The organism is Plasticicumulans acidivorans (assembly GCF_003182095.1).
Classification (GTDB): Bacteria; Pseudomonadota; Gammaproteobacteria; order Competibacterales; family Competibacteraceae; genus Plasticicumulans; species Plasticicumulans acidivorans.
Map to the genome: position 1 here is coordinate 117389 of NZ_QGTJ01000001.1, position 12344 is coordinate 129732.

The 12344-nt window shown below is 65.9% G+C and carries 12 protein-coding genes; 5 read left to right on the plus strand and 7 right to left on the minus strand.

Annotation, left to right across the window (positions count from 1 at the left end; genetic code table 11):
- Positions 1-3: 3 nt before the first annotated feature.
- The 3 genes from C7443_RS00480 (at position 4) to C7443_RS00490 (ending at position 3193) form a co-directional block, all read left to right on the plus strand.
- Entirely contained in the window at positions 4-675 is a 672-nt protein-coding gene (locus C7443_RS00480; protein WP_110016616.1) for a CoA transferase subunit B, read from the plus strand.
- Positions 676-761: 86 nt separating this feature from the next.
- Positions 762-2285 carry an AMP-binding protein gene (locus C7443_RS00485; RefSeq protein WP_110016617.1) on the plus strand — a complete coding sequence of 508 codons (1524 nt, stop codon included), beginning with the start codon at positions 762-764 and terminating at the stop codon, positions 2283-2285.
- Between the two features lie 83 nt (positions 2286-2368).
- Positions 2369-3193 carry a molybdenum-dependent transcriptional regulator gene (locus C7443_RS00490; protein ID WP_110016618.1) on the plus strand — a complete coding sequence of 275 codons (825 nt, stop codon included), beginning with the start codon at positions 2369-2371 and terminating at the stop codon, positions 3191-3193.
- A 6-nt stretch (positions 3194-3199) separates the two neighbouring features.
- Here C7443_RS00490 and modA (C7443_RS00495) read toward each other — a convergent pair whose 3' ends face one another.
- Positions 3200-3958: a molybdate ABC transporter substrate-binding protein gene (gene modA / locus C7443_RS00495; RefSeq protein WP_110016619.1), complete on the minus strand. Its 759-nt coding sequence runs from the start codon at positions 3956-3958 to the stop codon at positions 3200-3202.
- A 178-nt stretch (positions 3959-4136) separates the two neighbouring features.
- Between modA (C7443_RS00495) and C7443_RS00500 the strand changes: the two genes are divergently transcribed.
- On the plus strand, positions 4137-4940 hold the full coding sequence (locus C7443_RS00500; RefSeq protein ID WP_170123424.1) for a molybdenum-dependent transcriptional regulator: 804 nt from the start codon (positions 4137-4139) through the stop codon (positions 4938-4940).
- Here C7443_RS00500 and C7443_RS00505 read toward each other — a convergent pair.
- From C7443_RS00505 to C7443_RS00525, 5 genes are all read right to left on the minus strand, one after another.
- On the minus strand, positions 4823-5584 hold the full coding sequence (locus C7443_RS00505) for an ABC transporter ATP-binding protein (protein ID WP_110016621.1): 762 nt from the start codon (positions 5582-5584) through the stop codon (positions 4823-4825). The two genes, C7443_RS00500 and C7443_RS00505, sit on opposite strands and share 118 nt — an antisense overlap.
- Positions 5581-6357, minus strand: coding sequence for an ABC transporter permease (locus C7443_RS00510; protein WP_246004482.1), 777 nt, complete (start codon positions 6355-6357; stop codon positions 5581-5583). Before C7443_RS00510 ends, C7443_RS00505 begins: the two co-directional genes overlap by 4 nt.
- Before the next feature lie 8 nt (positions 6358-6365).
- Complete coding sequence (modA, locus tag C7443_RS00515) at positions 6366-7154, minus strand: molybdate ABC transporter substrate-binding protein (protein WP_170123425.1); 789 nt, start codon at positions 7152-7154, stop codon at positions 6366-6368.
- A gap of 172 nt (positions 7155-7326) precedes the next feature.
- Complete coding sequence (locus C7443_RS00520; RefSeq protein ID WP_110017007.1) at positions 7327-8010, minus strand: GNAT family N-acetyltransferase; 684 nt, start codon at positions 8008-8010, stop codon at positions 7327-7329.
- Positions 8011-8096: 86 nt separating this feature from the next.
- On the minus strand, positions 8097-10130 hold the full coding sequence (locus tag C7443_RS00525) for an ATP-binding protein (protein ID WP_170123426.1): 2034 nt from the start codon (positions 10128-10130) through the stop codon (positions 8097-8099).
- Between the two features lie 154 nt (positions 10131-10284).
- On the opposite strand from C7443_RS00525, the gene C7443_RS00530 reads away from it, so the two are divergent.
- On the plus strand, positions 10285-11058 hold the full coding sequence (locus tag C7443_RS00530; protein ID WP_110016624.1) for a response regulator transcription factor: 774 nt from the start codon (positions 10285-10287) through the stop codon (positions 11056-11058).
- A gap of 75 nt (positions 11059-11133) precedes the next feature.
- Here the strand turns inward: C7443_RS00530 and aroC are convergent, their stop codons facing one another.
- Positions 11134-12243, minus strand: coding sequence for a chorismate synthase (gene aroC / locus C7443_RS00535; protein ID WP_110016625.1), 1110 nt, complete (start codon positions 12241-12243; stop codon positions 11134-11136).
- Between the last annotated feature and the right edge of the window lie 101 nt (positions 12244-12344).

The window sequence follows — 12344 nt, forward strand, 5'->3', positions numbered from 1 at the left end:
CGCATGTCCTGGACCCGCGATGAAATGGCGGCGCGCGCGGCGCTCGAACTGCACGACGGCTACTGCGTCAACCTCGGCATCGGCCTGCCGACGCTGGTCGCCAACCACATTCCGCCCGGTATCGACGTCTGGCTGCAGTCGGAAAACGGCCTGCTCGGCATCGGCCCGTTCCCGAGTGACGATGCCGTCGACGCCGACCTGATCAATGCCGGCAAGCAGACGGTGACCGCCGTGCCCGGCGCGGCGTTTTTCTCCTCGGCCGACTCCTTTGCGATGATCCGCGGCGGCCACATCGACCTCGCCATCCTCGGTGCGATGCAGGTCTCGGCCAGCGGCGATCTGGCCAACTGGATGATCCCCGGCAAGATGATCAAGGGCATGGGTGGGGCGATGGATCTGGTCGCCGGCGTCAAGCGCGTCGTCGTGCTGATGGAACACACCGCCAAGGACGGTGCGTCGAAGATCCTGCCGGCCTGCACGCTGCCGCTGACCGGCCAGCGTGTGGTCAACCGCATCATCACTGAGCTCGGCGTACTCGATGTCGGCGACGACGGCCTGCACCTGGTCGAGCTCGCCCCGGACGTCAGCCTGGCCGCCCTGCGCGCCGCCACCGGCGCACCGGTAAACGCTGATAAACAGGTGTCTCCTCCACCTCGGCCAGTGGGGGCTGGCTGAGGGTCGCTCTCCATCACCCCCACTGCGGGAGCGGTCGAGGCGTCGTGCCGCTCCCGCCTTTTTCTGCTGGCTGCGGAGAGGCCGCCATGAACATCGCTCACCTGCTCAACAACACGGCGCAGCGCTACGGCACGCGCCCGGCAGTGGCGCTGCACGATCGCGTGCTGCTGTCCTACCGCGAACTGGCGCAGCGCACGCGTCGCGTCGCCGCCGCGCTGCGCGCGCGCGGGCTGGCACCGGGCGACCGCGTCGGCCTGGCGATGGGCAATTACCCGGAATACTTCGAGATCCTGTTCGGCTGCTGGCAGGCCGGGCTGATCGCGGTGCCGATGAACCCGCGCCTGCACCCGAGCGAATTCGCCTGGATTCTCGGCCACAGCGGCGCCCGGCTGTGCTTCGTCGGCCCGGAGCTGGCCGGCGAGCTGGCGGCGTATCAGCACGACTGCCCGACGCTGCAGCGGCTGATCGCCATCGATGCGCCCGAATATCACGCCATCGCCGAGTATCCCGCCGGACTCGATTGCGCCGAGGTCGATGCGGCGGCGCCGGCCTGGCTGTTCTACACCAGCGGCACCACCGGCCGGCCGAAGGGCGCGATGCTGAGTCATCGCAATCTGCTGGCGATGACATTGGCCTACTTCGCCGATCTCGACCGCCCCGGGCCGCAGGACGCGATGCTGCATCTGGCACCGCTGTCGCACGGTTCCGGCCTGTACATGCTGCCGCACATCGCCCGTGGCGCCTGTCAGGTGATTCCAGAGAGCGACCATTTCGACCCGGAGGAAGTCTGGACGCTGCTGCGCGAGTATCCGGGCCTGAGCTTCTTTGCCGCGCCAGTGATGCTTCGCCGCCTGTGCACCAGCCACGTCGATGAAGCAGCGCTGCGTCATCTGCGCACCATCGTCTACGGTGGCGCGCCGATGTACCTGGCTGATCTGCGCTCGGCGCTCGATGTGCTCGGACCGAAGCTCGCGCAGATTTACGGCCAGGGTGAAAGCCCGATGACCATCACCGCGCTCGATCGCAGCGCCCACGCCGATATCGCCCATGCCGATTACGAGGCCCGCCTGGCCTCGGTCGGCTACCCGCGCAGCGGCGTCGAGGTGCGCGTCGTCGACGAGCTCGGTCAGCCGCTGGCCGACGGCGAAGCCGGTGAAGTCGTGGTTCGCGGCGACGTGGTGATGTCCGGCTACTGGCAGGACCCGGTGGCCAGCGCCCGCGCCCTGCAGGGCGGCTGGCTGCATACCGGCGATGTCGGCAGCTTCGGTGGCGACGGCTTTCTGATGCTGCGCGACCGCAGCAAGGATCTGATCATCAGCGGCGGCAGCAACATCTACCCGCGCGAGGTCGAGGAAGTCCTGCTGCGCCATCCGGGGGTGGCCGAGGTCTCGGTGATCGGCTGCCCGGATGCCGAATGGGGTGAGCAGGTGGTCGCCTGCCTGGTCGCCCGCGACCCGCAGCTGACACCGGGCAACGCCGAACTCGATGAGCTGTGTCTGCAGCACATCGCCCGCTACAAGCGCCCGAAGCAATACCTCTGGCTGCCGATGCTGCCGCGCAACAGCACCGGCAAAGTGCTCAAACGCGAGCTGCGCGCGCGCTTCAGTTGATCTCTGTCAGGCTGGCAGTCACAAATCTGTCATGCGCAGTCTCCGTGTGCCGACATATCCTGTCAGTACAAGAGGAGACGAGGATGGATACCAGCAGGCTACGCATCGAGGGCCGGTTCTGGCTGCAGCGCGACGAGCAGCCATTTCTCGGCCGGGGGCGTGTCGAACTGCTCGAACGTATCGACAGCTGCGGGTCGATCGCCGAGGCGGCACGACTGATGGGCATGGGCTACAAGACGGCGTGGGATAATGTCGATGCCATCAACAATCTGGCCGAACAGCCGTTGGTGGAACGGCAGAAAGGCGGCAAACACGGCGGCGGCACACGGCTGACCGCTTACGGCAAAGAGGTCATCGCGCTCTACCGCGAGCTCGAATCGGCGCACAGCCGCCTGCTCGACGGTCTGGTCGAGCGCTACCCGGCGGCAGCCGGTGTGCAGGCCCTGCTCGGCCGGCTCGGCATCGTCGCCAGTGCGCGCAATCAGCTGCTCACCCGCATCTGCAGCATCGAGCAGGAAGGCTGTGTGGCGCGCATCGAGCTCGATCTCGGTGGCGATGACCGGTTGTATGCGGAGCTGCTGCCGTCGAGCGTGCAGCGCCTGGCGCTGCAGAACGGCAGCTGGGTGATCGCGCTGATTAAGGCGACGGCCCTGCGTCTGTGCGGCGCGGCCGAAGCGGCACCACCCGTCGGCAACCGCTTCGTGGCGCGGATCGAACGCATCGGCGACGAGGGTGAAGTCGTCGTCAAACTCGGCGGCGGACGCATGCTGCACGCCGTGATGCCCTCCGGCACGCCATCCTGGCTGGCCGAAGGGGCGCAAGTGCGGATCATGGTCGAGCCTACGGATGTCATCCTGCTGACGACCGACATCCCCGTCCCGCGGACAGCGGCAGTGCAGGACACCTGAACCGGATCAGGGCTTGGTGAAACCGTAGCGTTCGAGTACCGCAATGCCAGCCGGTGAACGGACATACTCGATGAAGGACTTGCCAAGTTCGGCATTCTGCGTGGTCTTGATCTGCGCGATCGGGTACACGATCGGCTTTTCCAGAGGCACGCTGAAGGCGACTTTCACGTGCTCCTTGTCGGTTGCGGCGTCGGTGGCAAATACGAAGCCGACCTCCACCTCGCCGCGGCTGACGTAGTTCAGGCTCTGGCGCACGTTATCGGCGAGCACCAGCTTCGGCTCCAGCGACGCCCACAGCTTCGCCACTTCGAGGGCCGACTTGGCATAGCGGCCGTTCGGCACCGACGACGGATTGCCGATCGCGATGCGCTTGACCTCGTCAGCCTTCAGGTCGCTCAGCTTTTCCAGCTTCACTTTTGAATCCGCCGGCGTGACGACGACCAGCTGGTTGCCGGCAAAGTTGACGCGCGTGCCATCGAGGACATGCCCGCCGTCAGCCGCGCGATTCATGGTCTCCTGGTCGGCCGAAGCAAACACGTCCACTGGCGCGCCCTGGGAAATCTGCTGCAGCAGTGCGCCCGAGGCCGCGAAGTTCATCGTGACCTTGGCATCGGGATGCGCGGCTTCGAAGCCCTGACCGATTTCCTTGAACGCATTGGTCAGACTCGCCGCGGCAGAAACGATCAGCTCGCCAGCGGATACCGAAAGCGGCAGCAGCAGCGCTGCACACAGAGTTGCCAGGCGGTGGCGTGGCCGAATATTCATGGCAATAACAACCTCTCAGATCGGAATTGGCCGCAGTCGCGGCCCGGGAACGCTCGGGGGATGTTCGCAACGGCGATATGTCAGCAGTAACATATCGCAAAAGCAGACTCCAGCCGTGGATGTGCCTGCGGGCACCCGCTCGCCCGTTCCGTCCACCCTCCGCCGCGAGATCCGTCCGATGCCCGACACGCCACCGACCGAACTGCAGGCCGACAGCCGCTTCTGGCTGGAACGCGAGGGACGCCCGTTCCTCGGCCACTCCCGCGCCGAACTGCTCGAACACATCGATGCCACCGGCTCGATCGCCGAAGCCGCCCGCGCGATGGGCATGAGTTACAAGAACGCCTGGGATACCGTCGACGCGATGAACAACCTCGCCGAAGAGGCACTGGTCGAGCGTCAGAAAGGCGGTCGTCACGGCGGCGGTTCGTCGCTCACCGAATACGGACGGCGGGCGGTCGGCCTGTTCCGCGAGCTCGAACGCATCCACGCCCGCCTGCTCTCGGCGCTGGCCGAACGGCGCAGCGAAGCGGCCGAGGCACAGGCGCTGTACCTGCGCCTCGGACTGACGGTCAGCGCCAGCAACCAGCTGCTGGGCCGCGTGCGCGAGGTGCTCGACAACGGGCGCCGCCACGACGTCGTGCTCGACATCGGCGGCCTGCCGCTGCGTGCACGTCTGACCCGTTCGGCGATCAGCCGGCTGTCGCTGGCCCCCGAACGGGCGGTGATGGCGCTGATCAAGGCGACGACGATCAAGGTCTACCGCCACGACATACCGCAGGGCGACAACGTCTTCCGCGGTGTCATCGAAAGTGACGGTGACAGCGATCACCTCGCCATCCGCCTCAATCAGGGACGCGTGGTCTACGCCACCGGCTGCGTCGATGCACCACGACCACCGGCCGCCGGCACCGCGGTATGGGTGTCGATCGATCCCGAGGACGTCATGCTCGCGGTCGCCGACCCGGCGCTGCCGCTCTGAGGCGGAGCGTCCTCGCGCAGACGACCGTCCCGCAGCCAGAGCACGCGATCGGCCAGTCGCGCGCGATCCTCAGCCTGGTGTGTCACCAGCAGCGTGGCCAGCCCGAGTTCGCGCTGCAGCGTCAGCAGCAGGTCGCGCACGCTGTTACCCGTGTCGAGATCGAGATCGCTGAACGGCTCATCGAGCAGCAGCAGCGCCGGACGGCCGGCCAGCGCACGGGCCAGCGCCGCCCGCTGACGCTCCCCTCCGCTGACCTGCACCGGACGGCGCGCCAGCAGCGCCCCCAGGCCAACACGCTGCAGCCAGTGCGCGGCAGCCTCATGCTCCTGACGCCGGCCGAGGTGCAGGCGGCGCAGGCCGAGGCGGACGTTGTCGAGCAGACTCAGATGCGGGAACAGGTGCAGATCCTGGTCGACGTAACCCAGTCCGCGCGCATACACCGGCACACCGAGCAGGTCGCGCTCACCGAGCCAGACCTCGCCGTGCACCGGCGGCTGCAGACCGGCGACCGCCTTCAGCAGGGTGCTCTTGCCGGCTCCGGACGGCCCGCAGACGCAGACGATGCTGCCGGCGGCGACATCGAGATCGATACCGCTGAGGCAGCCAGCCGCCAACCCGCGGATGCGCAGGGCCGCGCCGCTCATGCCGGCAGCTCCGGGCGGCGCAGCAGACGCAGCGCGAGCAGCAGTCCGGCCGCGAGCAGCAGCTGCAGCAGTGCACAGACCACGGCGGTATCGGTATCGCCGCTGGCGATGTTCAGGTAGACCGCCATCGGCAGCGTTTCGGTGCGCAGGCGCGTGGCGCCGGCGACCATCAGCGTGGCGCCGAATTCACCGAGCGCCCGTGCCCAGGCGAGCACGGCCCCGGCCGCGATACCACGCATCGCCATTGGCAATTCGACATGGACGAATACTGCCAGCGGCTTCAGGCCGAGCGTGCTGGCACAGGCGGCATAGCCACTGTCGAGTGCGGCGAAGCTCGCCACCGAGCTGCGCAGCACCACCGCCATCGCGATGTACGCCTGCGCCAGCACCGCCCCGGCCGGCGAGAACAGCAGCTCGATGCCGAGGCTCGCCAGCGGTTCGCCGAGCATGCGCCGGCCGAACAGAAACAGCAGGCCGACGCCGACCACCAGCGGTGGCATCACCAGCGGCAGGTCGAGCACGGTTTCCAGCAGCATGCGGCCGCGGCCGCGCCACTGGCGCAGTGCCCAGGCCCCCGGTACACCGAGCAGCAGCGCGATCGCCAGCGCGGCCAGCGACACGCCGAGCGACTGCAGCAGCGCGAAGCGCACCTCCATCGACCCCAGCACTGCCAGCACCGTTGCCAGCTCGACACGCATACCGAGGGCGACGATCACAGCGACCACCAGCAGCGCGAACAGCAGCAGTGGCAGCAGAGCAAGACGCAGAAACACAGTCGAGGTCAGTGCGCGGCAGGGGCCGGCATCGCCATGTCGGCCGCGGTGGCGCGCGGGAAGCCGAAATGCTCGAAGGTAGTCAGCCCTTCCTCGCTGGCCATGAACTCGGCGAAGCGCTTGGCCAGCGCCGGATCAGCGGATGAGCGCAGCACCACGGCACCGGCGATTTCCGGCTTGAACCAGCCCGCCGGAATCGGCCGCAACACCAGTTTGTCGGCATGCTCGGCGTAATCGGTCGCGCCGATGATCGCCGCATCGACATCGCCATCGGCAACATAGAGCGCGAGCTGCTTGACGGTGGCGGCGCGCACCACGACGTTGGCTTCGATTTCGCTGCGCAGGCCTGAGTGATCGAGGATTTCAGCCGCGGTGCGTCCCAGCGCCATCGCTTGCGGGTCCCCCAAACCGATCTTGACGCCCGGTTTAGCCAGGTCAGCAAAAGTCTCGATGCGCTGCGCCGCAGCACGGTTGACGGCAATCACCGGCGCATGCTGCACCAGTGGCAACACCGCCAGTACTTCATTGCCGGCCTGCAGCGGCTCGGCATAACGCAGTGAACCTGGCACGAAGACATCACCACGGCCGCTTTCACGAATTCGGTTGAGCAGCGCGCCGGAGCCACCGTATTCGATCTGCACCGCGACATGTTCACGCTGCTGGAAACGCTCGGCCAGCTGCTGCACCGGCGAGCGCAGGCCGGCACCGGCAAACACCAGCAGCTCGGCCGCCGCCGCCGCGTGCACCAGCAACAGGCCAAGGCTCCCGCACAGAACCACCCGAGACCATCGACGCACCTTCACCCACTCCACGATCATTCCTCCGAGCGTTATCTCAGCCAGAACATAACGCTGTTTATCATGCGGTTTTTTGCATCGCAACAAAGGCAATGCTGCAGCGCTGGAGGAATCGGGAGCGCGCGCTGGGCCCGATCGGGTCCGCGCGTGTTGATAATCCGAAAGAAACGGCTCAGTCCTGAGCCGTGAGGGTGCCGCGCAGCTCGGCCAGCGTTTGCGGCTGACGTCCGTCCGCGGACTCTGCCACCGCCTGCAGCCAGGCTTCGAAAGCTGCCTGCCGCTGCGGCCAGTCGCAGTCCAGCATCGCGAACCAGGCGGTGTCACGGTTGCGGCCCTTGACCACCAGATGCTGGCGGAATACGCCCTCGAAACAGAAGCCGAAGCGTTCGGCGGCCCGCCGGGAACGGCGGTTCAGCGCATCGCACTTCCATTCCAGACGTCGGTAGCCAAGCTCGAAGGCGCGCCGCGCCAGCAGATAGATGGCCTCGGTCGCCGCCGTGCTGCGCTGCAGCGAGGCACCGAACCAGATATGACCGATTTCGATGACGCCGTGCTCGGGCGTGATGCGCAGATACGCCGCCATGCCGCAAGTGCACCCGCTGTGCTTGTCGACCAGCGCAAAAAACAGCGGATCGCTCGACGCAGCCTGCCGCTGCAGCCACTCGCCGAAAGCCTGGGCATCGGCGAACGGGCCGTAGGCCATGTAATCCCACAGATGCGGATCGCCACTGCAGGCGGCGGCATACAGCGCCGCGCCATGCCGTTCAGGATCGAGGGCTTCGAGACGCACGCAGCGCCCTTCGCAGTTTTCGGCACTGGGCAGCGGCACCGGACGCCAGTCGAGTGGCTGCCCCAGCGGGAATTCATCGGACATCGGACTGACCTCATCGAAGGGATCGCGGAGACGGCGCAGTATGGCCGTATCGCCCTGCGCTCACCCACTCATTGCGGATCAGAAAGCTCGCGGACGACCGGCGCCACCGCCGGCGGCAACTGGATCGTGAAGCAGGCCCCCTGTCCGCTGTTGTAGTACGCGAGCACACCGTCGAGGTCACGAATGATGCCGTAGGACAAGGCCAGTCCCAGCCCTGTCCCCTGACCCACCGGTTTGGTGGTGAAAAACGGCTCGAAGATGCGATCGCCGATGTCAGCGGGCACACCGCCGCCGCTGTCGCACACACACACCCCGGCCGCGCCGTCGCGTAACGGCGCGACGGTGATCAGTGCTGCGACGTCCGCACCCTCGCGACGACGGCGGGCGTTGATCGCATCGCGGGCATTGAGCAGCAGATTGATCAGTACCTGTTCGAGCAGCAGCAGATCGCCAAGCAGATGCATCGTCTCCAGCGCGGTATCGATGCGCAGCTCGATGCCGGCTTCGCTGAGCTGCGATCCGATGATCGTCAGCGCGCCCCGCAGCGCTTCGGCCGGTTCGATCGGCGCAATGTGTTTGTCGCTGCGCCGTCCATAGATGCGCATGTGATCGATGATGCGCGAAGCGCGGGTGACGTTGCGTTCGAGCTTGTCGAGCTTGCGCAGCAGGTATTCCTCGTCGAGTGCACCAGCGGCATGACGCGCAGCGACGTTGTCGAGTGTCAGGCGCATCGCGTTCAGCGGCTGGTTGAGCTCGTGCGCCAGCCCGGTGGCCATCTCGCCCAGGGTCACCAGTTTTCCCGACTGGTAGATCGCCAGTTCCGCTTCGTGCTGTTCGGTCAGGTCGAGGCCGATACCGACCAGATGACGCAGCGTACCCGCACTGTCATGCACGCCGGTCAGCGTCCAGGCGATCGAGCGCAGGCGCCCGCGCGTATCGGCCACCTGAGTTTCGCTGTGCATCGGTAACTGCTGACAGACGGCGTCGAAGGGACGGCGCGTCACGGCATTGAGCCAGGTGCCGTCCACCTCGGGACCGAAGGTCTGCTCGAACAGCGCATTCGCCATCACCAGCCGACCCTCACCGTCGGCGACAAAGACGATCGCGCCGGCGGTATCGATGATGCTGCGCATGAACTGCTGTTCGCGCGCGGCCGCCCAGGCTTCACGGTCGCGGCGCTCGGCGAGCAGGCGCTCATGGGCGTAGCGACGCAGCAGCCAGCCTGCCAGCACGATCATCAGCAACAGCGCCAGAAACAGCCCGCTGTAGGTCATGATGCTGCTGCGCAGTCCGTCGAAAGCCGTCGCGCGCGGCAGGCTGACCTCGACGATCAGCGGAAAATCCTTGATCCGGCGGTAGCTGACGAAAGCCGCCTCTCCCGTGGTGGCGTCGATGTTTTCATAGTCGCCCTCCGCCGCCGCCGCGTAGTGGGTAAACAGCGGACCGTGGCGGTAGTTGCGCTCGACCATCGCCGCAAAACGATCGACCTGCGAAGTCGCCCGCAGCTGGCCGTCCTCACCGAACAGGGAAACGACGATATCGTCACCGCTGGTCAGCGATTTATAGAAACGGCTCAGGTACAGCGGATCGAAGGACACGACGGCAACCCCCCGGAAGGCCCCGCTGTCGTCGACGATGCGCCGCGTGTACTGGATCGACCACTTGTGGCTGGCACGCCCCAGCAGCGCCTTGCTGATGTAGGTGCTGTCGGCATCCGGCTGCAGGTAATAGCGATAGTGCTCACGATCGGACAGGTCGATACCGATGCTCGAAGTACCGGTACTGGTGGCGTAGAGCCTGCCGCGGGCATCGATGATGGCGTACTGCACGGCCACATCGTCGACGTGCAGCAATTCCTGCAGACGTGCGGTCAACTCGGCGATATCGGGATAGCGCACGAAGTAGTCGGCAACGTAGCGGCTCTGCTGATCGAGCGCACGAAACGTGCGATAGATATGCTCATCGAAAGCACGCGCCAGCGTCGACGTGGCCTGCTGCGCGGTATCGATGCGATGTACGTACTCCTCCCGAATCGCCGTCGCCGTGATCAGCCCTGCCAGTAACAGCACACAGGCCGCGCCGATCACGTAGAGCGTGGTCAAAGAGCGAGTTCCTTCGAGCTTCCGAGCGGTGACCACGGTGAAGCCTCCCCATCGCTGAGATCCCGAACAGATGTTTAACCGCCAACAGGCTATGAAGCTGTGAGCGGTGTCTCTACTCTCAATTAGATCTAGTGCTGCTGACGGAAGAGTGTTCATGACCCATGTCGGGCCAAGCCGTATCCTGCTGGTCGAAGACGATGACGATGCCCGTGAAGAACTGGCCGAAGCGCTGGAGGCCGCCGCCTACACCTGTCGGGCAGTCGCTACGGCAGAGGCGGCTATCACCGCTTTCAGCGAAGAGGCCTTCGCTGTCGTCATCTCCGATCTCAAGCTGCCGACGGCCGACGGCAATGCTCTGATCCGCCAGCTCGGCGCGATCGCTCAGCGGGAAGGGCGCAACTGGCGCGCCATCCTCATCAGCGGCCATGCGGAAAAACACGATGTGATCGCCGCGATGCGCAGCGGCGTCATCGATTACATCGACAAACCGATCGAGACCGTACAGCTGGTTTGCGCCATTCAGCGCGCCGAGCAGCAACTGGCGGCGGAACACACGCAGGCCGACGCCCGCATCGAGCACATGAGTGCAACGCTGCACCAGCTCGGCCAATCGGTGCAGGCCCTGCGTGAGCACATCGAGCGCGGACAGCAGCGCCCGCTCGAATCCAGCGTGGAAGCCGCGCACGCTCCACTGCCTGAATTAACACCGCGGATGTGGGAGGTGCTCCGACACATCCGTGCCGGCAAGTCGAACTACGTGATCGCCTGCGACATGGGCATCTCGGAGAACACCGTCAAGCTCTACGTGTCGCAGATCCTGCACGCGACACCAGCGACCAACCGCACGCAGCTCGCGCTCTACGCCGAGCGCTGGCTGCCACGAGCCGAAGCCAGCGGCCTGCTGCCAAAGACATCGGCAGACTCCTGAGCTCATCGAGCCCACACGGCGGCCCCATGGCCCGTTTGCCAGGCAAACGGGCCCGTCCGAGACCTGCGACGAGAATCAGTCTTCGACCGGCGCCTGTGCAGCAATCACCGGCGTCATCGAACGCACGTCCGCGTTCTGCCCGCGCTGACGCAGCGCGTGATCCATCAGCACGATGGCCATCATCGCCTCGGCGATCGGCGTGGCGCGGATGCCGACACAGGGATCGTGGCGGCCGTGCGTCACCACTTCCACCGGCTCGCCGGCGCTGTCGATGCTGCGTCCCGGCAGGCGAATGCTGGAGGTCGGCTTCAGCGCGATGTGCGCGATGATGTCCTGGCCGGTGGAGATACCGCCGAGAATGCCGCCGGCGTGGTTGCTGAGAAACCCCTCCGGCGTCAGCTCATCGCGAAACTCCGTACCCAGCGCCTCGACACACTCGAAGCCGTCACCGATTTCCACGCCCTTGACGGCGTTGATGCTCATCAGCGCGTGTGCCAAATCGGCATCCAGCCGATCGAAAATCGGCTCGCCGAAACCGACCGGCACATGCTGCGCCACCACGGTGACCCGAGCACCGACGGAATTGCCGGACTTTCGCAGCTGATCCATGAAGATTTCGAGGTCATTGACCTTGGCCGGATCAGGGCAGAAGAACGGGTTGTTGCCGACTTCTTCCCAGATCAGCGCATTCGGCCGGATCGGCCCGAGCTGCGACAGGTAGCCACGCACGGTCATGCCGAACTGCTGGTGCAGCCACTTCTTGGCGATCGCGCCGGCGGCGACGCGCATCGCCGTCTCGCGCGCCGACGAACGGCCGCCACCGCGGTAGTCACGCAGACCATACTTCTGCTGATAGGTGTAATCGGCGTGGCCCGGGCGGAAGGTACTGGCGATCTTCGAATAATCCTGCGAGCGCTGATCCGTGTTTTCGATCAGCAGCGCGATCGGACACCCCGTCGTCCGCCCCTCGAAAACACCGGAGAGGATACGCACCCGATCCTCTTCCCGACGCTGGGTGGTATGACGACTGGTGCCCGGCTTGCGACGATCGAGATCGCCCTGCAGATCGGCCTCGCTCAGTTCGAGTCCAGGCGGGCAGCCATCGACAATCCCCACCAGCGCTGCGCCATGCGACTCGCCGGCAGTAGTGACAGTAAAAAGCTTGCCGTAGCTATTTCCAGACATGGTGAGGCCATCTGCTTGTGGAGCGGGTGCGCATTGTCGGCCGTGGCAGCAAACGCGCAAAGCGTTTTCTCATTTCGTCACATTTGCAGCGCCAGCCACAC

Coding starts and splice junctions, on each gene's coding strand:
- C7443_RS00480 (WP_110016616.1), top strand. CDS start 4: ATGTCCTGGACCCGCGATGAAATGGCGGCGCGCGCGGCGCTCGAACTG.
- C7443_RS00485 (WP_110016617.1), top strand. CDS start 762: ATGAACATCGCTCACCTGCTCAACAACACGGCGCAGCGCTACGGCACG.
- C7443_RS00490 (WP_110016618.1), top strand. CDS start 2,369: ATGGATACCAGCAGGCTACGCATCGAGGGCCGGTTCTGGCTGCAGCGC.
- modA (WP_110016619.1), bottom strand. CDS start 3,958: ATGAATATTCGGCCACGCCACCGCCTGGCAACTCTGTGTGCAGCGCTG.
- C7443_RS00500 (WP_170123424.1), top strand. CDS start 4,137: ATGCCCGACACGCCACCGACCGAACTGCAGGCCGACAGCCGCTTCTGG.
- C7443_RS00505 (WP_110016621.1), bottom strand. CDS start 5,584: ATGAGCGGCGCGGCCCTGCGCATCCGCGGGTTGGCGGCTGGCTGCCTC.
- C7443_RS00530 (WP_110016624.1), top strand. CDS start 10,285: ATGACCCATGTCGGGCCAAGCCGTATCCTGCTGGTCGAAGACGATGAC.
- aroC (WP_110016625.1), bottom strand. CDS start 12,243: ATGTCTGGAAATAGCTACGGCAAGCTTTTTACTGTCACTACTGCCGGC.